Annotated in this window: 23 protein-coding genes; 21 read left to right on the plus strand and 2 right to left on the minus strand. The window is 38.5% G+C overall.

The window, feature by feature from the left end; all coding sequences use genetic code 11:
* Position 1: 1 nt before the first annotated feature.
* Together ACZ1GV_RS04175 and ACZ1GV_RS04180 are read right to left on the minus strand one after the other, a co-directional pair.
* Positions 2-601, minus strand: a complete 600-nt coding sequence (locus ACZ1GV_RS04175) for an XTP/dITP diphosphatase (protein ID WP_472675365.1) — start codon at positions 599-601, stop codon at positions 2-4.
* 151 nt (positions 602-752) lie between these two features.
* Positions 753-1,334, minus strand: a complete 582-nt coding sequence (locus ACZ1GV_RS04180) for a Fe-Mn family superoxide dismutase (RefSeq protein WP_472675366.1) — start codon at positions 1,332-1,334, stop codon at positions 753-755.
* Between the two features lie 210 nt (positions 1,335-1,544).
* Between ACZ1GV_RS04180 and ACZ1GV_RS04185 the strand changes: the two genes are divergently transcribed.
* From ACZ1GV_RS04185 to rffA, 21 genes are all read left to right on the plus strand, one after another.
* Positions 1,545-1,889 carry a Grx4 family monothiol glutaredoxin gene (locus ACZ1GV_RS04185; RefSeq protein ID WP_210559850.1) on the plus strand — a complete coding sequence of 115 codons (345 nt, stop codon included), beginning with the start codon at positions 1,545-1,547 and terminating at the stop codon, positions 1,887-1,889.
* A 194-nt stretch (positions 1,890-2,083) separates the two neighbouring features.
* Positions 2,084-3,712 carry an Lcl C-terminal domain-containing protein gene (locus ACZ1GV_RS04190; RefSeq protein ID WP_472675367.1) on the plus strand — a complete coding sequence of 543 codons (1,629 nt, stop codon included), beginning with the start codon at positions 2,084-2,086 and terminating at the stop codon, positions 3,710-3,712.
* Positions 3,709-4,248, plus strand: a complete 540-nt coding sequence (locus ACZ1GV_RS04195) for an Lcl C-terminal domain-containing protein (RefSeq protein ID WP_472675368.1) — start codon at positions 3,709-3,711, stop codon at positions 4,246-4,248. The genes ACZ1GV_RS04190 and ACZ1GV_RS04195 overlap by 4 nt, the downstream gene beginning before the upstream one ends.
* A gap of 84 nt (positions 4,249-4,332) precedes the next feature.
* On the plus strand, positions 4,333-5,112 hold the full coding sequence (locus tag ACZ1GV_RS04200) for a DUF2884 family protein (RefSeq protein ID WP_472675369.1): 780 nt from the start codon (positions 4,333-4,335) through the stop codon (positions 5,110-5,112).
* A gap of 59 nt (positions 5,113-5,171) precedes the next feature.
* Complete coding sequence (locus tag ACZ1GV_RS04205; RefSeq protein WP_472675370.1) at positions 5,172-5,603, plus strand: diacylglycerol kinase; 432 nt, start codon at positions 5,172-5,174, stop codon at positions 5,601-5,603.
* A 217-nt stretch (positions 5,604-5,820) separates the two neighbouring features.
* Positions 5,821-7,320, plus strand: coding sequence for a peptide MFS transporter (locus ACZ1GV_RS04210; protein WP_472675371.1), 1,500 nt, complete (start codon positions 5,821-5,823; stop codon positions 7,318-7,320).
* A 253-nt stretch (positions 7,321-7,573) separates the two neighbouring features.
* The gene (locus ACZ1GV_RS04215) at positions 7,574-10,303 is read left to right on the plus strand and encodes an SLBB domain-containing protein (RefSeq protein WP_472675372.1); all 2,730 of its coding nucleotides are present in this window, start codon (positions 7,574-7,576) and stop codon (positions 10,301-10,303) included.
* Between the two features lie 66 nt (positions 10,304-10,369).
* The gene (locus tag ACZ1GV_RS04220; RefSeq protein WP_472675373.1) at positions 10,370-11,377 is read left to right on the plus strand and encodes an NAD-dependent epimerase; all 1,008 of its coding nucleotides are present in this window, start codon (positions 10,370-10,372) and stop codon (positions 11,375-11,377) included.
* Between the two features lie 31 nt (positions 11,378-11,408).
* Positions 11,409-12,584 carry a nucleotide sugar dehydrogenase gene (locus ACZ1GV_RS04225; RefSeq protein ID WP_472675374.1) on the plus strand — a complete coding sequence of 392 codons (1,176 nt, stop codon included), beginning with the start codon at positions 11,409-11,411 and terminating at the stop codon, positions 12,582-12,584.
* A 214-nt stretch (positions 12,585-12,798) separates the two neighbouring features.
* A complete protein-coding gene (locus tag ACZ1GV_RS04230) occupies positions 12,799-13,707 on the plus strand; it encodes a Wzz/FepE/Etk N-terminal domain-containing protein (protein WP_472675375.1) in 909 nt (302 codons plus the stop codon).
* Between the two features lie 93 nt (positions 13,708-13,800).
* Complete coding sequence (locus tag ACZ1GV_RS04235) at positions 13,801-15,228, plus strand: mannose-1-phosphate guanylyltransferase/mannose-6-phosphate isomerase (RefSeq protein WP_472675376.1); 1,428 nt, start codon at positions 13,801-13,803, stop codon at positions 15,226-15,228.
* Positions 15,228-16,676: a phosphomannomutase gene (locus ACZ1GV_RS04240; RefSeq protein WP_472675377.1), complete on the plus strand. Its 1,449-nt coding sequence runs from the start codon at positions 15,228-15,230 to the stop codon at positions 16,674-16,676. The genes ACZ1GV_RS04235 and ACZ1GV_RS04240 overlap by 1 nt, the downstream gene beginning before the upstream one ends.
* Before the next feature lie 99 nt (positions 16,677-16,775).
* The gene (rfbB, locus tag ACZ1GV_RS04245; RefSeq protein ID WP_472675378.1) at positions 16,776-17,834 is read left to right on the plus strand and encodes a dTDP-glucose 4,6-dehydratase; all 1,059 of its coding nucleotides are present in this window, start codon (positions 16,776-16,778) and stop codon (positions 17,832-17,834) included.
* Positions 17,835-17,872: 38 nt separating this feature from the next.
* Positions 17,873-18,757 (plus strand): glucose-1-phosphate thymidylyltransferase RfbA, encoded by an 885-nt coding sequence (rfbA, locus tag ACZ1GV_RS04250; RefSeq protein WP_472675379.1) that lies wholly within the window; start codon positions 17,873-17,875, stop codon positions 18,755-18,757.
* Positions 18,750-19,529: a hypothetical protein gene (locus ACZ1GV_RS04255; RefSeq protein ID WP_472675380.1), complete on the plus strand. Its 780-nt coding sequence runs from the start codon at positions 18,750-18,752 to the stop codon at positions 19,527-19,529. Before rfbA ends, ACZ1GV_RS04255 begins: the two co-directional genes overlap by 8 nt.
* A gap of 16 nt (positions 19,530-19,545) precedes the next feature.
* A complete protein-coding gene (locus ACZ1GV_RS04260) occupies positions 19,546-19,785 on the plus strand; it encodes an acyl carrier protein (RefSeq protein WP_472675381.1) in 240 nt (79 codons plus the stop codon).
* Positions 19,785-20,525 (plus strand): SDR family NAD(P)-dependent oxidoreductase, encoded by a 741-nt coding sequence (locus ACZ1GV_RS04265; protein WP_472675382.1) that lies wholly within the window; start codon positions 19,785-19,787, stop codon positions 20,523-20,525. Before ACZ1GV_RS04260 ends, ACZ1GV_RS04265 begins: the two co-directional genes overlap by 1 nt.
* Entirely contained in the window at positions 20,522-21,865 is a 1,344-nt protein-coding gene (locus ACZ1GV_RS04270; protein WP_472675383.1) for an AMP-binding protein, read from the plus strand. Before ACZ1GV_RS04265 ends, ACZ1GV_RS04270 begins: the two co-directional genes overlap by 4 nt.
* A 1-nt stretch (position 21,866) precedes the next feature.
* Positions 21,867-22,931 (plus strand): LuxE/PaaK family acyltransferase, encoded by a 1,065-nt coding sequence (locus ACZ1GV_RS04275; protein ID WP_472675384.1) that lies wholly within the window; start codon positions 21,867-21,869, stop codon positions 22,929-22,931.
* The gene (locus ACZ1GV_RS04280) at positions 22,918-24,168 is read left to right on the plus strand and encodes an acyl-CoA reductase (RefSeq protein ID WP_472675385.1); all 1,251 of its coding nucleotides are present in this window, start codon (positions 22,918-22,920) and stop codon (positions 24,166-24,168) included. The genes ACZ1GV_RS04275 and ACZ1GV_RS04280 overlap by 14 nt, the downstream gene beginning before the upstream one ends.
* Before the next feature lie 12 nt (positions 24,169-24,180).
* The gene (rffA, locus tag ACZ1GV_RS04285; RefSeq protein ID WP_472675386.1) at positions 24,181-25,308 is read left to right on the plus strand and encodes a dTDP-4-amino-4,6-dideoxygalactose transaminase; all 1,128 of its coding nucleotides are present in this window, start codon (positions 24,181-24,183) and stop codon (positions 25,306-25,308) included.
* Positions 25,309-25,321 lie beyond the last annotated feature (13 nt).

A 25,321-nucleotide genomic window follows, 5' to 3' on the forward strand; every position in this document is an offset into this window, starting at 1 on the left:
CTTATATTCCTAGCTCTTTAAATTTATCAACAAGTTGCTTTAACGCTTGGCCTCTATGGCTCAGCGCATGTTTTTCAGAAGGTGATAATTGTGCCGCGGTTTTATCTAATTGTGGTTGATAAAAAACCGGATCGTAACCAAAACCACTCTCACCAGAGCGCTTTTCAGCAATAACGCCATCCCAATAGCCTTCACAAATAATAGGGCAAGGATCATCGGCGTGACGCATAAATACGATAACACAAACAAAACGGGCTTTACGTTGTGCGACAGTTTTACCATCAAGTACCGAAAGCAGTTTATCGATATTGGTACCATCTGTAGCATCAGGGCCTGCAAAACGAGAAGAATAAATGCCTGGTGCGCCATTTAACGCATCCACTTCCAAACCAGAGTCGTCGGCAACGCATGGTAAGCCTGTCACTTTAGATGCGTGACGTGCTTTGATAATGGCGTTCTCGACAAACGTCGTGCCTGTTTCGGGCACTTCGTCAACATTGTAATGTTTCTGCGCTACAACATTAAAACCAAAAGGGCTCAAGATTTCCTGTAATTCGTTTACTTTGCCTTGGTTACCCGAAGCGAGTAATAACTCTTTCATTTACTTTCCCTACTTATTTGTATGAGGGGTATTATACGCAAAAAAAAACGCTAAGTTCACAATAAACTCAGCGCTTTACTATTTATTTTATGACTAAAAATCAAGCTGGCTAAATGCTCAATCCTGACTAATGTCTTCAAATAATTACGAATTAAGCAAAGTTGCTATTCGCAAATTCCCAGTTCACAAGTGCCCAGAAACCGTTTAGGTATTCAGGACGAACATTGCGGTAATCGATGTAGTAAGCGTGTTCCCAAAGATCCACAGTCATTAGCGGAGTAACGCCTGCTTCAGTAATTGGAGTGCCAGCATTAGACGTGTTAACGATGTCTAAAGAACCGTCAGCTAGTTTAACTAACCAAGTCCAGCTTGAGCCGAAGTTATTTACTGCTTTGTCGTTAAACGCCGCTTTAAAGTCTTCAAACGAACCCCATTTTGCAGAGATAGCGTCAGCAAGTGCGCCAGTTGGTGCGCCGCCGCCATTTGGGCTTAATGAATTCCAGTAGAAAGTGTGGTTCCAGATTTGTGCCGCGTTATTAAATACACCACCTTCAGAAGTCTTAACGATTTCTTCTAATGACTTACCTTCAAACTCAGTACCACCGATTAGACCGTTTAACTTTACAACGTAAGTGTTGTGGTGCTTACCGTGGTGAAAGTCTAACGTTTCCGCTGAAATGTGTGGTTCTAATGCATCTTTTGCATATGGTAGTGCTGGTAATTCGAATGCCATAATGGTTGTCTCCGTTGGCTTTGTTTATGTTTGCTGATAAGATTATAAAACTTGACTAATTTACTCAAGTATCAGTTTTGTAACGTTATCAATAAATATGACTTAAAGTTTGTTTTTCAAGTCTAAAGTTATAAAACGCCGTATTTTATTTTTAAGATCAGACATAAGTCTAGTCGTCGTGTAAAAATTTACCATAAAGAAGAGGTTGCAATGGAAACCATTGATAAAATTAAAAAACAAATCGCAGAAAACCCAATTTTGATCTACATGAAAGGTAGCCCTAAATTGCCATCATGCGGTTTTTCTTCACAAGCCTCTCAAGCATTAATGCAAGTGGGCGAACCGTTTGCGTATGTTGATATTCTGCAAAACCCAGATATTCGAGCTGAATTACCAGGTTATGCAGAATGGCCAACATTCCCACAGTTATGGGTAGACGGTGAATTAGTTGGTGGTTGTGACATTATTATGGAAATGTTCCAAAAAGGTGAACTACAGCCATTAATTCAAGAAACTGCAGCAAAATATAAAACAGAAGAAGACAGCGCAGAATAATAAACTTATATTCGACTGAACTTCAGAAAAGGCCATTTGATTATTCAACTGGCCTTTTTTTATACTAGCCTTAATAGGCGCTGGCGTAATTATTGCTTCGTATTGGCAACAGAGATGAATTTTTGTTTCTCCGGCAGTTAATATTTAGCCTAACAAAAATCATTAAATAACGTTAAAACTGGATAACCAATTAAATGAGAAGTCATTATTTAATATTTGTATTGTTATTTACCTTAATACTCACCGCTTGTTCTGGCAGTGAATCTTCCGATCAGTCTGGTAACAATTTGGCAAGCATTAATATAGGTAACGACATTACCGTATTAGAAGGGCAAACTTTTGCCTTAACGGCATCAATTTATCCAGAAAATGGCTCCGTAATTTGGACTCAAACTCAAGGGCCTAGTATTAGCGACTTTCCGATAGATCCAGCACTAGAAGTCAGTTTGGTGGCACCAACGGTTAATGTTGATACCATGATAGTGGTTAAGGCAACCTACACCACAACAGATGGCCAACGAGTCGATGACTCAATAAACATCAGTGTTACTAACGTTAATGAAGAGCCGATTGCGCGCATTACTAATAATACCGATGCTGTTGCACCTTATGAAACCTTTGAAGTTATTTCGTTATCGGCTGCAGACAGTATCGATCCTGACGGTGAAATTCGCTACTACCAATGGACACAAGTGGATAGTAATCCTGCGCTGCAAATACTCTCACCAAATAATTTAAGAGAGATCACCTTTCAAGCGCCATATGTAACACAAATAACAAATTACACTTTTCAGTTACAAGTGACTGATAATTTTGGGTTAACAGCGACCAACACGATAGACATTCAAATTGCCGCCGCAGAAGGCACAGTAGCAACTGCAGGCCAAGATCAAATTGTTGACGAATTCACAAAAGTCACACTAGATGCCTCCGACAGTGTTTCAATAGATAATGTTTTGTCTTGCCAGTGGGAGCAGTTAACGGGCATTACCGTAACCTTGACCAATGCCGACCAGTGTATTGCCGAATTTTTTGCACCAAACGTTGACTCAACAGAGTTACTCACTTTTCAAGTGACGGTTATTGATAATGCCAGTAATAGCGAATCAGATACCGTTAACATCACAGTAAACCCGCTAAATTTAGGCAGTTTGCACGACTCTGGAGTCATTGAATGTTATGGCGCAACCGACGTTGTGCCTTGTGATAACGTAAACTTCCCAAATCAAGATGCAGACTCAGGTCGTGACTCAGTGAGAGATGCCATTGACAAAAGTGGTGCTGGCGATAAAACCTTCGACTTTACAAAATTTGATATAAACGGTGATGAACTGCCAAATGATGCACTCGTTTTTAGTTGTATTCGTGATAATTTCACCGGATTAGTATGGGAAGTTAAAGTTGCTAATGCGACTCCGCAATACAGCGAATTACATGGCGTAGAAAATTATTACAGCATTGACGACACATTGCCCGGCCAACTATCTTGTTCACATCCATCAAGCTGCGGTAGCGAAACCTTTATTGAAGAAGTGAATGATGACACCTTCTGTGGCGGGGCTAACTGGCGATTGCCTACCTACTTAGAATTAATGCAAATTCTTGATTATGGTGAACTTGATAAAGCGAACTTATTCCCAACTGACTTTTTCCCAAACTCACCGGATCCTGCAGTACTCAATCACTTATTTTATTGGGTATCGGAAATAAATATCGAAGGTGGCAATGAAACATTGCAATGGGTAATCGACGTTAGAAATGGTGACGATTCGGCAATTAAAGGCACATCTGGCGCATATATACGTTTAGTGAGAAATCCATGAAGAAAATACTTTCTGTTACGCTAGCCGGTTTGTTAGCGGTGTTTAATTTGTCGGTATCAAATGCTTGGGCTCAAGACTGTCCAGGAAAAGACGCGACATTACCAACCGACATCTTTATAACCGAAGATATTAGCCAGGAAATGGTTATTGACTCCACCACAGGTCTTGCCTGGGCGCGATGCGTGGTTGGGCAACAATGGAATGGCACATCTCAAACTTGTACTGGTGAGGCACTAAGGCTGACTTGGCAAGAAGCGTTGCAAGCCTCATCTACCTATCAAGCGGGTAACTTTGACGACTGGCGAGTACCGAATATCAAAGAATTAGCTTCGATTGTGGAGCGTGCCTGTGTCAATCCTGCAACAAACTTAACCATATTTAACGGCGCCCCCGCGCAGCATTACTGGTCCTCTACACCTAATACAGCAGCCACTAAAAAAGACGAAGCTTGGGCATTAGGCTTTTTTAATGGTCGAATCGACAGCAACGACAAAAATAGCGATTTCTATGTACGCATGGTCAGATACGCTGAATAACATGGATTTAAACTCTGGTTGCTCGCACACTTAACATCGTGTTTAATTGCGCCTGATTGTCGCAACCTATAAGTGGTCGAAGTTTTGCCTATCAAAAGTATTTTAATAACACTGATTACGCTATGTAGCTTAGTATTCACATCGCAAGCTACGGCGGAAGAGTGCCCAATTCGTCTAAAGTTTGGATTGTTGATCTCGCCAGACCACATCCGAATTATGGAAATGGGGCGCACTCAAATGCAAATTAACAACGACTCTGAGTTATTTATTCGCGGCGAACTCATCACACTTACCGATCAAGAACGCTACTTATTGCGTGAATTTAGTTTAGGTTTACGAAAAGAACTACCAGAAATCGTCACCATCGCCATGGACAGTTTAGACATTGGCTTTGACGCATTAAATAAAGTGATCAAAGACTTTGCCGGTACCGACGCGGCGCAAGAAATTGAAGATCACTTTTTAGAACTTAGATACGGCTTATTAAAGCGATTCGCCCGCAGTGGTGATAATTTTTATATTGCTCCGCAAGGCTTAAATGAACTCGACGACTTTTTTACTGACAAACTTTCAGAACAAATTTCCAGAGTCGTTACCGACTCAATGCGAGTCATGTTAGGAGCCATGGGCGAGGCTTATCGCCAAAGTGAAGGTTCTGTAGAAGGTCAAGGTTTCGACGTTGACGAAAGTGTAGAGAAGCTAAGTAGTAGTGTTGAGCGAACATTAGCCTACAACGCCAACCGACTGGCCGGCAAAGCGGCCGCTTTTTGCGAACGTTTTGAAACGCTCGATAAAACGGAAGCAAGACTACAGAATCAAATACCGCAATTACGAAAGTATGATATTTTGAGTCGTAATAATTAAGCGCTATATCTAAACTGAAGCTGTCAAAACATGCCGTTAAAAATTAGCAGACCAAATCAATGAATTTAAATCAACAACCGCCGCTTGAAAAGCAGACTCAAGACCAGACTCAAAAATACAATGAAAAGCCAAATGGCAACGGTATTGGCCGTATTTTAAAAGCAACAAAATGCTCAATCTTAGGATTTAAAGCCGCTTTTAAACATGAAGCCGCATTTCGCCAAGAATTCATTTTATTCATTCTGCTCGCGCCTATAGCCTGGTTTATCACAGAGTCGATGATGGACTTTGTGTCGCTTATTGTCGTGATGTTACTCGTGCTGATTGTTGAGCTTATTAATTCGGCCATTGAAGCTGTGGTTGACCGAGTCGGACTAGAGCATCATGAATTGTCAGGGCGAGCAAAAGATCTTGCCAGCGCCGCAGTGACATTATCACTTATCATTGCCGGTATAGTGTGGGCCGCGCATCTCATTAAGCTTTTTATATAAATAACAAACCAGATGTAAATAACAAACCAGATATAAATAACAAATTAGGTGTAAAAACCGACTATTCGCTAAACAGTTTGCTTCATATTTATGCAATGTACAGGTATAGCCTTGCAACCCGTCATTGATGACTGTATAAATCTTGAGGTCAATTTTTTTAATAATAAAAATAAATAAAAAATATTATAAAAACAAAATAAAAATAAAAGGGTAAATTATGAATAAATCTGCCTCAGCAGGAGAAATGTTAGGCCATCCTAAGGGCCTCTTCCTGCTATTCGGAACGGAAATGTGGGAGCGCATGAGCTACTACGGTATGCGTGGTATCTTTGTTTTATATCTATCAAGCTTAGCTACGGCGACGGCAATGGGTTGGGACATGGCTTACTTTGGTATTGATGCAGCAGCAGCTGGCGCTGATGACTTGTACCAAACAGAGCTTCAGAAAAAAGCACTTGGTATTTTAGGTACCTACGCAATGTTAGTTTACGTAACACCAGTACTTGGTGGCTGGATGGCCGACAATGTTTGGGGTCAGCGTAAATCAATCATCTTTGGTGGCGTCGTAATGATGTTTGGCCAATTCGCGCTAGGTACACCGCACGAATATATTGCCGGCATGGAACAAACTTTCCTTTGGTTAGGTCTTGCCCTATTAATCGTGGGTAATGGTTTCTTCAAACCAAATATCTCTACTATGGTTGGCGACTTATACGTCGAAGGCGACAAACGTCGTGACGCAGCATTTACTATCTTCTACATGGGTATTAATACTGGTTCTATCTTAGGTTATTTTGTTGTAGGTACAGTTGGCGAGAAGTATGACTATCAATACGGCTTCTTAGTGGCAGGTATTGGTATGTTGTTAGGTGTGTTGCTACAACTTGCACTTTCTAATAAATACTTAGGTGATGTTGGTGTCGAGCCTTCAGCTAAACAATCAAAAGGCGACAACGCTGCAGTTGCAAACAAGCCGCTAACGCCTGAAGAGCGCGACCGTGTTAAAGTTATCCTTATCATGTCTTTCTTCACTATTATTTTCTGGGCTGGTTTTGAACAAGCGGCCGGTTCAATGAACTTATTCGCAAAATATAAAACTGACCTTGTATTCTTTGGCTGGGAAATGCCAGCATCATGGTTACAGTCAGTAAACCCAATCTTTATTATCATCATGGCCCCTATGTTTGCCGCTATTTGGTTAAAAATGGGCGCAGCTGAGCCAAACTCACCAAAGAAATTTGCCTTAGGTATGTTCTTCCTTGGTTTAGGCTTTATTTCAATGGTAGGTGCTGCACTTCAAATTGGTGACGATGCGAACATGAAAGCGCACGTTATCTGGTTAGTGATGGCGTACATCTTCCACACAATGGGTGAGCTTTGTTTATCACCAATTGGTCTATCAATGGTTTCTCGTTTAGCACCACTTAAATATACTTCATTACTAATGGGTATGTGGTTCTTGTTCTCTGGTTTAGGTAACTATGCGGCGGCCGCTATTGGTCAGTTAGTTGGTGACGCAGGTCCACTATCTACATTTGGTGGCGTTGCAGTTATGGCGTTCCTAGGCGGTATTTGCTTATGGTTACTAAGCGACAAGCTTGTAGACTGGATGCACGGTGCAGAAGACTTCAAACCGGCTGAAGACGTTGAGGCAAAAATTGATGAAGAACTATCTGTTGTTGGTACTCACGAAGGTACCCAAGAGAAGCACCTGTAATTTTGAGATGCTGAGGTAGCGAGACGATTTCGTTTCAATACCGTTTAATACCGTCTCAATAAACAAACGCAGTTTAGTAAGAAATTTAGTTTAATTAAAAAACCAGCTTCGGCTGGTTTTTTGTTTAAATTACTTAGGCAAACTAGGTGCAAGTCATAATCAGTTAATGTATTATTCAACGTCGATTTTTAGGTAAAGGATTACAGTACGGCGTCCTTACCTAACGTGTTAGTAGTTTTCTGAGGATAGATATATGAACAAGGCCTTTTCCAAAGGGTTCGTTTCGCTTTTAGCAACAACATTTTTTTCATCTACATTGTTGTTATGTTCAAGCTTTGCCAGCGCGCAAATTTCAACCACACCATCCGCCGCGCAAATAGAGCAGTTTAAAAAACTTCCTAAATCGCAACAACAAGCCTTGGCCAAGCAGTTTGGTATCAACCTTGATAGCTTTGATATGTCTGGTAATAAAACTCAGAACGGTCAACAACAAGCACCAGAGCTACAATATCTAAACAACCAAAATGCCAATAGTGCGTTAGACCAAGCACTGACTAACACAAACAAAACTCAGAATAAACACAACCTAAACAACTTAAAACCTTTTGGCTACGACATGTTCGAAGACATGCAAACGGCCTTTGTTCCAGGTGAAAGTACTGCAGTGCCGGCCGATTACATTATTGGCCCTGGTGACACGCTAGAAATTAACTTGTTTGGTAAAGAGTCATCTTCACAACAGGTTACTGTTGATAACGAAGGTAAGATCACATTTGCTGAATTACAGCCAGTTAACGTTTCAGGTTTAACATACCAAGAAGTAAAAACACGCATTGCTGAACTTGTTGAAGTGAGCATGATAGGCATAAAATCTTCTGTCTCAATTGCCAACTTACGTAATATCCAAGTGTATGTTGTTGGAGGTGTGCAAAAACCCGGTGCGTATCAACTATCTAGTCTATCAACAATGACTAACGCCCTGTTTGTCAGTGGTGGACCAAACGAAGTGGGCTCATTGCGTGATATTCAACTAAAACGCGCAGGTAAAACCGTATCTAAGCTCGACCTTTATAAATTGTTTACTCAAGGCGATGTAACTAGCGATGCTCGCTTACAACAAGGTGATGTGGTTTTTGTAAATGCAATTGAGTCACAAGTTAAAGTTTACGGTGAAGTACGTCGTCCAGCGATTTACGAAGTTAAGGCAAATGAAAGCATTGCCGAAACAATCAAATTAGCCGGCGGTTTAACCTCGCTAGCGTATCCAAAAAACGTATTGCTAACGACACTAGATACAAATTATCAGCGCGTTGTAAAACGCATCGACTTAACAGAATCGTCGGCAAAACAAAACGTAAAAGCCGGTGATGTGGTTCGTGTGTTGCCTATATCTCAGCAATTTAGCCAAGTGGTGCATGTTGCGGGCGCAGTATCTAGACCGAGCAGTTATGCCTTTGTCGAAGGGATGACCTTAAATGAACTCATAACCAATGCTGATGACCTAACTCAGTCTACTGATATGAATTATGCGCTTATTGTTAGTGAAAATAACGATGGCACTATCAGCTTAAATAATTTTGCTCCAAGAGCTGCACTAGCTGGTTCAAGCGTGACATTATCTGCCAACGATTTAGTCTTGTTTTTTAATCGTTATGACCAAAACGACTTTATGGCCGATAGCCTGAAAAAGCGTGAGCTAGTTGCGGCAAAACTGGATGATATTCCAAATATCTCAACTAATGAAAAGTTAGACCTAACTTATTCAGCGCAACAAAGTGCAGCAAACTCGTTAAAGCAAGAATTATTAAAACTTAACATCGCTGCATTAAAAGATGATCAAGAATTAAACTATTTATACAAGTTAAAAACCGGTGACTTGCAAATTCAACAACAAGCACTGGACTCAACAAAATCATTAAGCCGCCAAGAGCTTATATTGCCAATTGTTAAGTTGTTGCAAGCCAATGTATTACCAGGACAACTCGTTCCGACGGTAGAAGTAACTGGACAAGTTAATTTCCCGGGTGTTTATCCAATATCATCAAATGCAACAATACTTGACGTAATTGCTTCAGCGGGCGGCGTTCAAGAATCTGCAAATTTAGACGTTGGTGAAATTACGCGTATCAATAATAGCGTGAATGCACCAGACAGCACTCATGTGCGCTTTTCATTACATCAAGCCTTAAATGGCGATGCGTCGGCCAACATAGCCGTGCAACCTAAAGATGTTGTTAACGTTTATCAGCAAGCCAATTGGCAAAAAGAGTCTCGTATTACATTAAGCGGTGAAGTTGTATTCCCGGGTACTTATACAATTCGCGAAGGTGAAGGTTTAGCCAACGTGATTCAGCGTGCAGGTGGCCTGACTAACTTTGCGTCATCAGAAGCTGCGTTTTTTACGCGTGAATCATTAAAACAATTAGAACAAAAACAAGCACGCGATTTAGCACGTAACTTAAGCAAAGAGTTAGCTTTTAAGTCTATCTCATCGTCGTATGCCAGCATTGCCGTTGGTGAAGTACAAACCTTAGTTAATCAATTAACAACCGTAGAGGGCGTTGGTCGCTTAGTTATTGATCTAGAAAAAGTGCTCGGTGATGACGGCTACGATATTCAATTAGAAAATGGCGACAAGCTGGTTATTCCAACTTACCGTCGTGAAGTTAATGTTATTGGTGAAGTGCAAGTGGCTACCTCTCATATTCATAACGTTGAGTGGGAACTAGAAGACTACTTGCGCTCTAGTGGTGGTTTACGCCAACAAGCTGACGAAGACCGCGTTTATATTATTCGTGCCAACGGTCTTGTCGATATTCCTGATTACACCTGGTTAGGTGGCAACGAAACTATCATTAATCCAGGTGATACGGTTGTGGTACCGCTTGATGCAAATTACACCGACCAATTAACCTTATGGGAAAAAGCAACGTCTATTTTCTATCAGTTAACAGTCGGATTAGCAGCTTTAGGTCGCCTTTAAGCCGTAAGTTAGTAGCTAAAAATTTATAATGAGTTTTTGCATCTAAAGAATAAAGTGAGTTTTAAAATGAAATACCTCGTAACAGGCGCAGCTGGGTTTATTGGTTTCCATGTAGTGCGTGCCCTAGCAAATCAAAGTCATGAAATTATCGGTATCGATAATCTTAACGATTATTATGATCCAGCATTAAAGCTAGCTCGATTAGCAGAACTTGACCCGATAGAAGAATTTTCTTTTATTAAACTCGATTTAGCTGATCGCGATGGCATGGCCAAGTTATTTGAACAGCATCAATTTGATATTGTTATTCATTTGGCTGCGCAAGCCGGCGTTCGTTATTCCATCGATAATCCATTAGCCTACGCCGATGCTAATTTAGTAGGGCACTTAACGGTACTAGAGGGCTGTCGCCAAACGAAAGTCAAACATCTTGTTTATGCATCTTCTAGTTCAGTGTATGGCTTAAATACTAAAACGCCCTTTAGTTGTGACGACAGCGTTGATCATCCTATTTCTTTATATGCAGCGACCAAAAAAGCAAATGAGCTAATGAGTCATACATATTCTCATTTGTATAATGTACCAACCTCGGGGTTACGTTTTTTTACTGTTTATGGCCCGTGGGGCCGACCAGATATGGCATTGTTTAAATTTACAAAAAAGATCATTGATGGCGATACAATCGATATTTATAACAACGGCAACTTAAGTCGCGATTTCACCTATATTGACGACATTGTTGAAGGCATAGTGCGAGTTGCAGATAAAATACCAATGCCAAGTCAAGGTTGGACGCCGGAAACGGGGAGTGTAAAAAATAGCTCTGCACCTTACCGTATATTTAATATAGGTAATGGTCAGCCAGTTCAGTTGTTAGATTTCGTAAATGAACTTGAAGCGGCAATTGGTATATCGGCTAATAAAAATTTAATGCCTATGCAGGCCGGTGATGTCTATAAGACCTGGGCCGATACGCAAGATTTATTTGATGCGGTAGGTTATAAGCCTAAAGTAGACATAAAAACTGGCGTAAAGGAATTTGTATCTTGGTACAAATCTTTTTACCAACTTTAGAAATCCAATGTAGTTTAAAATGGACTGAACAATGACAAAATACAATATAGCAATAGCAGGAACCGGTTACGTTGGTCTTTCAAATGCCATGTTACTTGCACAGCACAATACCGTTGTAGCTGTGGATATTGTTGACGAAAAAGTCGCTATGCTCAATAACCGCCAGTCGCCAATTGTGGATAAAGAAATTAGCGAGTTTTTATTAAATGATGCGTTAAACTTTACCGCCACCACAGACAAACAGCTCGCTTATCGTGATGCAGACTTTGTGGTGATTGCCACGCCAACGGATTATGATCCGGAAACTAACTATTTTAATACGTCATCTGTCGAGTCGGTTATTAAAGATGTATTAGCAATTAACCCAAACGCTGTTATGGTGATTAAATCCACAGTGCCGGTTGGTTTTACCGCTGATATTAAACAGCAATTTAGTACTGATAACATTCTATTCTCACCCGAGTTCTTACGTGAAGGTAAGGCGTTATTCGACAACCTACATCCATCTCGTATTATTGTCGGTGAGCAATCAGAACGAGCCAAAGTATTTGCAGGTTTACTTGAGCAAGGCGCCATCAAAGAAAACGTTGATGTGCTTTTTACCGATTCCACGGAAGCTGAAGCCATCAAGTTATTCTCGAATACCTATTTAGCCATGCGTGTTGCTTACTTTAACGAGCTAGATAGCTACGCAGAAATTAATGGCCTAGACAGTAAACAAATAATTCAAGGTGTAGGACTTGACCCAAGAATAGGCAGTCACTACAACAATCCATCTTTTGGTTATGGTGGATATTGTTTGCCAAAAGACACCAAACAGTTGCTCGCTAATTTTAGTGCGGTGCCACAAAACCTTATACGCGCTATTGTTGATGCTAATACTACCCGTAAAGACTTTGTTGCCGACTCTATTATTAGACGCAATCCCAAGCGAGTGGGCATGTATCGATTAATCATGAAAACCGGTTCGGATAATTTCAGAGCGTCAGCAATACAAGGCATCATGAAACGCATTAAAGCAAAAGGCATTGAAGTTGTAGTGTATGAGCCTGTTTTAGAAGAAGACGAGTTTTTCCGTTCTAAGGTGATTAAAGACTTAAATGAATTTAAACAAAGCTGTGATGTGATTGTAGCCAACCGCATGGTTGATGAGCTCATTGACGTTACTGACAAGGTTTATACCCGAGATTTGTTTGGGAGTGATTAAAAGATAACAGACTTTTGCATTAGCTCACTAGTAGATGCGATAAATAAAATCAATATACAGTTGGTTCATATGAACAAGACTTTGCAAGACTGCTAGTGGCGTCTATGAGATCTGCTACTTTAATGGGTGTACAGCTTAATATTATGAGTAAATTCAATTTTAAGAAGAAAGCTTATTACAAGCTGTAAGGCTAACAATTTTCAGGAATAAAAATATGACATCTTATAGGAACGAAGAAATAGATTTAGTGGCATTATTTGATGTAATTTGGTCAAAAAAACTAGTTGTATTATTAATTACACTTTCATTTATTTGTGCGTCAGTTTTATATACTTTCTCTCAGCCAGACAGATATACATCTGAGGTGCTTTTAATGCCAAACGAACAGGAAAATAAAACCGGAATTAGTGGTTTAGCTGGGCAGTTAGGGGGCATAGCATCTTTAGCCGGAATCGACGTAGGCAATACAATGATTAGTAAAACAAAGTACGCTTTAGAAGTACTTAAATCTCGTCGATTTCTTTATACCTTTTTTAATGACCATGATATTAAACGTGAAATTATTGCTAGTACCGGGTGGGATAAGCAATCAAACACGCTGTTATTTGAAAATAGTACTAACCAAATTAAACCTAGAAAAAGTGTTTTTACCACTTTTACAAATCACGAAGTTTATGAAACTTTTCGGAAAGAGAATTTAGGGATACATGAAAGTAGTGAAACTGGAATGGTTAAGATTTCAATTACTCACTATTCTCCGATATTTGCTAAAAGCGTTTTAGATAAGATTGTGGCGGCTATCAACCATACAATTAAGCAGGAAGATGTTGAGAATGCTTCGAAAAGTATTGAATATTTGGAGCGTGAACTTAAGGAAACCAATGTTGTTGGATCTAAATCGGTATTTTACAGGCTAATTGAACAGCAACATAGGTCATTAATGTTAGCAAAAGTTCGTGATGAATACGTTTTTAAAATCGTGGATCCGGCAATAATACCCGAAAAAAAACATTTTCCTAATAGAGCTATCTCTATAGCTGTAGGGGGCGTTTTAGGCTTATTTTGTTCACTTCTATTTGTTCTCGTTGTTTACTTTCGTAAGGAACCTAATAAGCAGAGTTAAATGAATTCGTTTGTTGCAATGAATTCAAACAAGTTACTTTAAATAGTAAGTAATCAATATATTTTAAGAGAGTTATTTAAGTTTGGAAGATGTATGAATAATAAAATTTTACCGGTAATAATTTCTGGCGGCAGCGGGAGTAGATTGTGGCCCTTATCTCGTGCATTACACCCGAAACAGTTTTTACCATTAATAAGCGAAAGTACAATGCTACAAGAAACTCTATATAGAGTTGGGGAACAAAGCCTGTCGCCGATAATAGTCTGTAATACTGAACATAGATTTATAGTTGCGGAACAGTTGCGGAATATCAATAAGAAGCCGACTATAATCCTAGAACCGTTTGGAAGAAATACTGCACCAGCAATAGCGTTAGCCGCTCTTTCAGCGATTGATGCTGGTGAGGATCCTTTATTATTAGTTTTACCAGCCGATCACGAAGTAAAGGATAATGATGAATTTAGAAAGATAATAAAAGAAGCTACAGACTTAGCGCAAAATGGAAAATTAGTTACATTTGGTGTTACGCCATCACACCCTGAAGTTGGTTACGGTTATATAAAGCACGGCAACTCAATACTTAATGACTCTGCGAGTGAAAATGTAGCGTTTACAATAGACTCGTTTGTCGAAAAGCCTAACTTAAAAAAAGCTACACAATATTTTAATTCAGGAGAGTACTTGTGGAATAGTGGAATGTTTTTGTTTAGAGCATCTGTATTCTTGAGTGAGTTGAAAATTCATTCCCCTAAAGTTTACTTAAGTTGTAAAGAAGCCTTTGCTGCTAAAGAAAACGATCTTGATTTTGTTCGAATTAACTCCTCTGTGTTTGAAGCTTGTCCAGATATATCAGTAGATTACGCTTTAATGGAAAAAACGCAGAAGGGTGCCGTAGTTAAATTGGATGTCGGGTGGAGCGATGTTGGTTCTTTTTCCTCTCTATGGGAAGTTGCACAAAAAGATAAAGATCACAATGTTAAGAGCGGAGATGTAATTAGTCATCAATCTGAAGGGTGTTATATTCATTCTAGTAATAGGCTTGTTGCGACAGTCGGCATCGAAAACTTAGTAATTGTTGAAACAAAAGATGCAGTATTGGTTGCATCAAAAGATAAAGTTCAAAATGTAAAAGAAATAGTAAATGAACTTAAATCGAAAGCGCGATATGAATATAAACACCAAAGAGAGGTGTATCGCCCATGGGGGAAATATGATTCTCTTGACTTTGGAGAAAGGGATCAAGTAAAACGAATTACAGTTAATCCTGGAGCTAAACTGTCAATTCAAATGCACCATCATAGAGCCGAACATTGGGTCGTTGTGTCGGGCACTGCTAAAGTAACTAACGGAGAAAAAACCTTTTTGGTTACTGAAAATGAATCTACTTATATACCAGTAGGGCAAATTCATGCTTTAGAGAATCCAGGTGTATTGCCATTGGAGTTAATTGAAGTTCAAACAGGTTCATATCTAGGTGAAGATGACATCGTTCGTTTAAAAGATAATTACGGTAGAATTTGATGAGTAACATTTACAGTACGAAAACAACTTTAACCAACAGTGATGTTAAATTTGGTACTAGCGGTGCTAGAGGGTTAGTTTCTGATCTTTCACCTGAGGTTTGTATAGCTTTCACCCTTGGCTTCATTAACTCTATGAAGCGTAAGTATTCATTTGAGAGGGTTGCTGTCGGGATTGATAATAGACCAAGTAGCAGTGAAATAGCGGAAGTTATCTCTAACGCGCTTGTCGATGCAGGGATAGAGCCCGTTTATTGTGGGGTTCTGCCTACGCCTGCTTTAGCACTTTGGTCTATCCGTAATAGATTACCTAGTATAATGGTCACGGGAAGCCATATACCTTTCGACCGGAATGGTTTGAAATTCTATAATCCAGATGGAGAAATTTCGAAAGATGATGAAAAAGAGATATGTTCAATAGATACAGAGTTTAGTATTTCAAATGCAAACAGAAAGTTTTCATTAAATAAAGGTCCTGAAATAGAGTATATCAAGCGTTTCACTGATCTTTTTGATGAGAATACTCTTACAGGAAAAAGGATCGGTATTTACGAGCATTCAAGCTCAGGAAGAGATATATATAAAATTATATTTGAGAAACTAGGCGCAACAGCAATAAGCCTTGAACGAACGGATACATTTGTACCAATAGATACTGAGGCCGTTTCAAAAATAGACCAAAAGAAAGCAATAGAATGGTCAAAGACCTATGATCTTGATATGATTTTTTCAACAGACGGAGACGGTGATAGGCCCCTAGTTGCAGACGAAAATGGAATTTGGCTAAAAGGAGATATTTTAGGGTTGATTGTTTCTAAAATATTGGGTGTTGAAGCAGTCGCTGTTCCAGTTAGCTGCAACTCTGTTATAGAGTCTTCCGGTTTTGTCAAAAATGTTACTAGGACCAAAATTGGGTCTCCATATGTAATCGATGCTGCAAATGCTTTAACTAATAGATTTAACACAGTAGCTGGCTTTGAAGCGAATGGTGGTTTTCTCTTATTTACAGATTTAAAAATTAATAATGTAGATCTTAAAGCCTTACCTACTAGAGATGCTGTACTTCCAGCATTAATTTTAATGGCATCACACCGCTCGCGAAAAATATCGGATTCTGTTTCAAGTCTACCGAAACGTTTTACTTTTAGTGATAGACTTAAAAACTTTCCAAAAGCGGCTAGCGAAGAAGTCATTAGTAAGGCTATTACGATACCTTCTGAACTATTAAGAGAGATCGGTATCTCTGGAAATATTGTAAAAAGCATAGATAAGACTGATGGTGTAAGGTTACAATTAGACTCTTCTAACATTATACATTTGCGTCCATCTGGAAATGCACCTGAATTTAGGTGTTACGCTGAGTCGGACACGTATGATGACGCCAGAAAATTGGCAGAAAAGGTATTAACATCATTAAGTAAGATGTACGGATTGCACTACGAATATTAATATTCCTGTTCAAAAAAGGTCCTAAAATATTTTAAATAATCAGAACCCTCGATTATATAAAAGCAAAATTGAAAGTACGCGAATTAAAAGGCAAATTTAATGAAGATTCTTGTAACTGGCGGAGCTGGATTTATTGGTTCAGCGGTCATACGTAATATTATAAATAATACATCGGACTCTGTAGTGAACATTGATAAGTTAACTTATGCAGGAAATTTGCAGACTTTAGAAAGTATACAAGATAATAAACGGTATAAATTTGAACAAGTAGACATTTGTGACACAAAGGAATTAAATAGAGTGTTCAACATTCATAAACCCGATGTTGTGATGCACCTAGCGGCTGAAAGCCATGTCGACCGTTCTATCACCGGCCCCTCAGAGTTTATTAATACGAACATCGTAGGCACATACAACTTATTAGAAGTAGCTCGAAGTTATTGGGAAACCTTGGATAAGACAAGTCAAAGTACTTTTCGTTTTCATCACATATCTACAGATGAAGTTTATGGAGACCTTTTACACCCAGATGATGTAAAAGATAACGATGCGAACCAGAATCTTCCGTTATTTACTGAAAACACGTCATATTCCCCTAGTAGTCCTTATTCAGCAAGCAAAGCGAGCTCGGATCATTTAGTTAGAGCTTGGTTTAAAACTTACGGTTTACCAACTATAATTACTAACTGTTCGAATAACTACGGACCATTCCATTTTCCAGAAAAACTAATCCCACTAGTAATTATAAAAGCTCTTCATGGTAAAGAGCTTCCTATCTATGGGAAAGGTGAGCAGATTAGAGATTGGCTTTATGTGGATGATCATGCGAGAGCTCTTTACCTAGTGTTGACCAAAGGCCGCATAGGCGAAACGTACAACATAGGTGGTCATAACGAAAAAAGAAATATTGATGTTGTTAACAGCATTTGTAAAATTTTGGACAAGTTGGTGCCGAAGGGGGAGCCCTACTCAAGCCAAATCTCATTTGTGCGAGACCGTCCCGGGCACGACCGACGTTATGCAATTGATGCTAGTAAAATAGAAAAGCACTTGGGGTGGGTGCCTCTTGAAAGTTTTGAGTCTGGATTACAAAAAACAGTAGAGTGGTATCTAGATAATAGAGGTTGGTGGAACAGCGTTCATGAAGCCAATGACTAAATATAAATTAGCTTAACTAAAAAATTGAGATTCTAAAAATGAAAGGAATTGTACTAGCAGGTGGATCCGGCACACGACTTTTTCCCATAACTATGGGCGTATCCAAGCAATTATTGCCTATTTATGATAAACCGATGATTTACTATCCACTTTCGGTCCTGATGTTATCTGGTATTAGAGATATCCTTATAATAACTACCCCAGAAGACAGTTCGGGTTTTAAGAGAATGTTAGGTGATGGAAGTCAGTTCGGTGTTAATTTATCTTATAAAGTCCAGGAAAAGCCGGATGGATTAGCGCAAGCTTTTATTATTGCCGAAGACTTTATTGGAGATAAGGATGTATGCCTAGTATTAGGAGATAATGTATTTTTTGGGCAAGGCTTTTCACCTAAGCTAAAAAAGGCCGTCTCAAGAGCTAAAAACGGCCTCGGGGCAACAGTCTTTGGGTATGAAGTTAATGATCCAGAACGATTTGGAGTTGTAGAATTTGATGAAAACCAAAAAGCAGTTTCAATTGAAGAAAAACCAATAGAGCCTAAATCAAATTTGGCTGTTACCGGTTTGTACTTTTATGATAATTCGGTTGTTGAATTAGCTAAAGATGTTCAGCCTTCCTCAAGAGGAGAGTTAGAGATTACATGTTTAAATGATATGTATCTAAAGAAGGGAAACTTGAACGTAGAAATTTTAGGTCGTGGTTTCGCATGGTTAGATACAGGGACGCATGAAAGTCTTTTAGAGGCTGCTAATTTTGTTGAAATAATTGAAAAGCGACAAGGGTACAAAGTTGCTTGCCTCGAAGAGATTGCATTAAATAATTCGTGGCTTACTGAAGATGACGTAAAAGCCCGTGCTCAACTTTTGTCAAAAAATAGTTACGGAAAATATTTGTCAAGCTTGGTGAGGAAAAAAGGTGCTTAGAAAGTTCAGTGACTTAGCTGGTAATCAAATCACGTTAATAAATACTATTTGGGACCAAAAGGTATTAGATAAGAAAACATGTGAGCTATCTTTAATTTGTAAAGGCGATGATGTTAAAGCAATATGTGAGCTATTAGAAGAAGCAGAGAAGTACTTAAAAAGTGAGAATTTCGAATATGTTCAAATAAGATGCGACTCAAATAGCAGACTTATAAAGTCTTTGTTACATAAGAAAAATTATTATGTGGGAGAGATGTCACTGTCTTTGAGTTTTAATAACCCTCTGAGGCTTAATTTAGACAGTATAAATAGAATGAAGGTTGATTTGGAACAAATGGATGTTAATGACTTTGATTCCATTAGTTTTATCAAAGCCGTGGCATATAGCGATTTTCATCACGGTAGACTTCTCGAAGATGTCCACATTAAAGAAGTTCATGGGCGCACTAGAACAGCAAATTGGATAGATGATTTATTGAAACCTCCTTTTGCTTTATATAAAGCAACATTTAGGGGTAAAATTATCGGTTTTCATGCAGAAAAAGTTAACCATAGTAATAAAAGTGTAGAGTGGATTCTAACTGGTGTAGCTTCTCAGTATTCAGTTTACGCGCTGCCGTTATGGTGTGCAGCATTTGAGTTAGCAAAAGATAACGAAGTCGAAAAAATCACAACTATGATTTCCGCTTCGAACACAAAAGTATTGAATTTATATAACAAGTTTCCATTTAGAATTGATGGAAGCTGGTTTGGTTTTCACAAAAATTTATAAATTACTGGAGAATGAAATGACAAATGAAGAAAAGTTAGTTGGATGTTTTTCGTCAGCCTTAGGAGTTGATAAAGCGCAAGTTGTGGACGATCTTCAATATAACACTATCCCCGAGTGGGACTCTGTCGCTCATATGACATTAATAGCAGACTTAGAGGGTGAGTTTGACGTTATGATTGATACCGATCAGATTATAGAAATGAGCTCTGTTGGAAAAGTTCGTGATATTTTAAAAGACTTAGAGGTGACGTTTTAATGTTACAAGGAAAACTTGCTTTTATAACTGGAGCAAGCCAAGGAATAGGAAAGGCAATTGCGTTGAGATTTGCGGAACAGGGTGCTGATATTATTATTACAGGACGTAACGAGGAAAAACTAATAGAAGTTGCTTCTGAAATTGAGGACCGATTCTCAGTCAATGTATTCACTTTCAGCGCGGACTTATCTGATCCAAGTTCAGTAAAAAAATTGATTCTTAACATAAATAAACTTAAGCGTCCGTTAGATGTAGTGGTGAATAATGCTGGTATACTCCACTCGAATATGCTCGGACTGATTTCTCGAAAAGAAATTGAAGAGCAGTTTGAGGTAAATGTGTTTTCACTAATTCAAATATGTCAGTTAACGTCTAGAATAATGATGCGATATAAACAAGGAAGCATTATCAATATGTCGTCAATTATGGGAACTAATGGGGCGCAGGGTGTATCCGCATACTCCTCGTCCAAAGCCGCAATTTTAGGCTTCTCCAAATCATTAGCTAAAGAGCTTGCGATATATAACATTAGAGTTAATACGATTTCCCCAGGCTTTATTGATACTGATATGACTCAAGCTTTGAGTAAAGCTGACTATGAAAAGCGTATAAGTTCTATACACTTAGGTAAGGCAGGTAAACCTGAAGATGTTGCGAATACTGCGCTATTTTTAGCATCTGAAATGAGTTCTTATATCACTGGCCAGAATATAGGTGTAGATGGAGGAATGGTTTTATGACGCTAAGAGAGCGTTTGTGTGCGTTTTCCTCTAATGTAGCTTTAATTAAAGACAGTTTGGAATTTTTAACCTATTCGCAATTGATAAATCGTGCCGATGATATCGTTGCTAGTTTAAGTCAAGAGCGCAATTTGATATTTATAGAAGCAGATTCTTCTTTTGATACAATTTGCGCATATGTTGGGGGGTTAATTAACGGACATGTTGTAATGTTACTTGACCCTGAATTATCTGACGATCTTAAAGGTTCGCTATACCGTCACTATAGTCCAAACTACATTTTCAAAAATGGTAACTTATTATCATACTGTAATGTTATTCACGACTTACATCCAGATTTAGCACTCATGTTATCCACATCTGGAAGTACAGGAACCCCGAAGTTAGTCAAACTAACGATAGAGAATATAATTGCAAATGGATCCTCGATTGCCGAGTACTTAAAATTGGAACGTTCTGACAGGGCGGTTACTAGCCTTCCTCTTCATTACTCATACGGCTTGTCAATTTTAAACTCACACCTTTTTAGTGGTGCCAGCGTCTTGGTCAGTAAAGAAACATTGTTTAGCAAAGGTTTTTGGACTTCTGTCAACGAACTTAAGGTAACATCTTTATCGGGGGTTCCTTACACCTATGAAATGTTCAAGCGTCTTAAGCTTAAAGATATGCTTTTACCGCATATCCGATTTTTAACGCAAGCAGGTGGTAAGATGTCGGAGGCTATGACGAAAGAGTTTTATGAAGTTAGTAACGACAAAGGTTGGGATTTGTTCGTTATGTACGGACAAACTGAAGCGACTGCTCGAATGAGTTATTTAACACCAGACCTATTACCAAACAAAATTGGATCAATAGGTAGAGCAATACCTGGAGGTAGTTTTGAAGTACAGAAACTAAATTCATTAAGTGCAGAGGGGGAACTTGTTTACCGAGGGCCTAATGTAATGATGGGGTATGCAAAGAGCGTTGAAGATCTATCCATTGGTGATGAATTAAATGGCATCCTAAATACTGGTGATATTGGCTTTGAAGATAATGATGGCAATTTGTTTATTACTGGACGCAAGAGCAGGTTTATAAAGCTTTTTGGCTTAAGGTTTAGTCTTGATCAAATCGAAAATGAACTAATCAACAATGGATTCGAAATAGTTGCAGGAGGCTTCGATGAAATGCTTAAGATTGCCACAACAGAACTAGATAGAGTAAAAGAAATAAAAACTTATATTTTGAAAAAGTTCAAGATAAATCATCGTGCAGTAGATGTCTTTCATGTTCAAAAATTACCATTGAAGTCCAATGGAAAAGTTGATTATCAACTGTTATTTGGTGAGAAAAAATAATATGAATGTTTTAGAACGGCTACTAAACGAAGAGTCTCCTTACTCTTTGTCCAAAGATGAAAAGCAACAATTATTGAATAAAGAAATTGCTAACCTTACCAGTTTTCATAAAGATAACTGTCATGTATACGCTAATATTATTAACTCTTTTAGTTCAGAGGATAACACGCCAGTTCCGCTTCCAGTGCGACTGTTTAAGTTACATAAGTTACAAAGCATTCCCGAGCAAGACATCTTCAAGGTTTTAACCTCATCGGGCACAACGTCACAAGTTGTGAGTCAAATTGTACTCGACAAAGAAACAGCGGGATTACAAACGAAAGTATTAATCAAAATAATGCAATCGTATCTTGGTAAGCAGCGTTTACCAATGTTAATTATTGACCATCCAAATGTTATCAAAAATAGAAAGTCGTTTTCTGCTCGAGGTGCTGGCATCCTCGGCTTATCAAACTTTGGAAGAGACCATACATACGCTTTAAATGACAATATGGAGTTGGATTTAGAGGCAGTAAACTCTTTTCTTGAGAAGCACAAGGGAAAGCCGAAGTTTGTTTTTGGGTTTACTTTTATGGTTTGGAAATATTTTATACAAGAGCTTGTTAATAAGGAAGTTAAACTTGACTTTAGTGAGTCTACTCTAATACATAGTGGTGGCTGGAAAAAGTTGATAGATGAAGCTGTTGATAATCAAACATTTAAAAATGTCACACGAGAGTATGCTGGTATAAGAAATGTTTATAATTTTTATGGTATGGTAGAGCAAGTTGGCTCAATTTTCGTGGAATGTGAATTTGGGTACTTACACACCCCCAATTTTGCTAATATCAAAATCATAGATCCTGTGAACTTTAGTGAAAAAGCTATGAAAGAGTCGGGTGTAATTCAAGTTGAATCTGTAATTCCAAAAAGTTACCCAGGACATATACTTTTAACCGAAGATACAGGAACTGTGTTTGGAGAAGACGATTGTACGTGTGGTCGCAAAGGTAAATACTTTTTAGTTCACGGAAGGCTACCAAAAGCAGAAGTACGAGGATGTAGTGATACCCATGAAAAGAAATAAAATAAATGAAATATTTCAAAAGTATGCAAGTGAAATAAAGTTTGCAACGATTGTCGATGATCTGGAGACCATCCCAGTTTATACAAAACAAATAAAGCCTTTTTCACCTATTTTAATGGATTTTATAGAGGACTTTTCTAAAAAAGTCTTATCAGACCCTGGCTTTAAAAAGTTCCCTGAGGTCATTTCTCTGGCTTTTTGGATGCGAAAGAGTCACATTAAAAAATTGGCCTCCCAGCTTTATGAGCGAAATGAAACTAGACTAGTTGCGAGTCGTGGTATAGCGCTTCACTTTGCCCCAGCAAACGTAGATACAATTTTTATATATTCGTTGTTTATCTCTCTATTAATCGGTAATAAAAATATTGTTAGGGTTTCAAAAAATAAAAGTGAGCAACAATTATTAATTGTAAGTGCCATAAACAGCATTTTGAATAAAGAAAAGTATATCTCATTAAGAACATATATCGTCATACTCAACTACCCTCATAACGATAATATATCAGCTGAACTATCATCAATTTGTGATCTTAGAATAATATGGGGTGGTGATGACACGGTAAAAAAAATTTCAAGTTTGCCACTGCCCCCTAAAGCAATAGATATAAAGTTTGCTAATAAATATTCTTTTGCACTGTTCGGAGCAAATGAAGTTATGCAGTCTTCTAATGAAAAGTTGAATACTCTAGCTAGACATTTTGTCAATGACAGTTATTGGTTTGGACAAATGGGCTGTTCTTCTCCAAGGAATGTGTACTGGGTTGGAAACAAAAATGATATTGAAGAAGCACAAAGGATGTTTTGGCCTGAAGTGTTTAATCAAGTAGAACAGTTTCCGCACTCTTTGACAGACGCAGACTTTATTAATAAATATGTATCTCAATGTGACTTTGCCGCCACAAACCAAGTGAAAAATTCAAGTTACTCCAACATGCTTACTGCACGTATTGTTAATAGAAGTAGCAAGTTATTCGGTCAGCAAGCTGAACATTGTGGTGGAGGCCTGTTCTTTGAAGACTCAATAGCTAGTTTAGAGGAATTGGGTTCAATTATAGATCGCAATACCCAAACAATTACATATGCAGGAATTAAGAAAGAATGTATTCAATCTGCAATGTCTGACTGGTCAACTCTACCAGATAGAGTCGTTCCTTGTGGAGAGGCTTTAAACTTTGACTTAGTTTGGGATGGTTATGATTTATTGGAATCGTTTGGCCGATTTGTTGTAGTGAAATAATAGGAAAATAATATGATCCCTTTTAATAGGCCACCGAAGACAGGAAAAGAGTTAGAGTTTATAGAGCAAGCTTTGAGCTCAGATGCACTTGCCGGTGATGGACCATTTTCAAAAAAATGTGAAAAATGGTTTGAAGAAAAATTTGCGACACATAAAGCTTTATTGACCCCTTCTTGTACTGCTGCTTTAGAATTAGCAGCGCTGCTAGTTAATATTAAGCCAGGCGACGAAGTTATTATGCCTTCCTATACGTTTGTTTCAACAGCAAATGCATTTGTTTTACGAGGCGCCAATATTGTATTTGTTGATATTCGGCGCGACACGATGAATATTGACGAAAGTAAGATAGAGAGCGCAATAACAAGTAAAACCAGAGCAATAGTACCAGTGCACTATGCCGGTGTGGCTTGTGAGATGGACACTATCATGAGCATTGCTAATCGCTACGGCTTATGGGTTATTGAGGACGCCGCGCAAGGGGTCATGTCAGAGTATAAAGGGAAAGCATTAGGCACTATAGGCCATGTCGGATGTTTTAGTTTCCATGAAACTAAAAACTATTCTTCAGGTGGCGAAGGTGGTGCAATTTTAATAAATGACAAGAGCCTTATCGGAAAAGCTGAAATAATAAGAGAAAAAGGTACTAATCGAAGTCAGTTTATAAATGGATTGGTTGATAAATATACATGGCAGGATGTTGGCTCAAGCTATTTGCCTGGTGAATTGCAGGCTTCTTTTTTGTATGCTCAACTTTTAGAAGCGAGCGCAATCAACGAAATGAGACTAAGAATTTGGAAAAATTATTTTGACTCACTAAGTTTAACGCTCTCCAATAAGCAATTACCTTTTATTCCGCAGGAAGTTTCACATAATGCCCATATGTTTTACATAAAATGTAAGGATAAAGACCAAAGGGATGAATTTATAATATATATGAGGGCTCGTTCTATAGTAACCCCTTTTCATTATGTACCGCTGCACTCAAGTCCCGCCGGAAAAGTGTTTGGTCGATTTAAAGATAAAGACATTCATACTACTAAAGAAAGTGAGAAGCTTGTCCGTTTACCTTTATATTTCGGGATGAATGATGTTGAACAAACTGAAGTGTTAGAAGCAGTAAAATCATTTTTTACTGACTAGTTCAGCGCACAGC

This window comes from Psychrosphaera sp. HA2-10 (assembly GCF_055693745.1).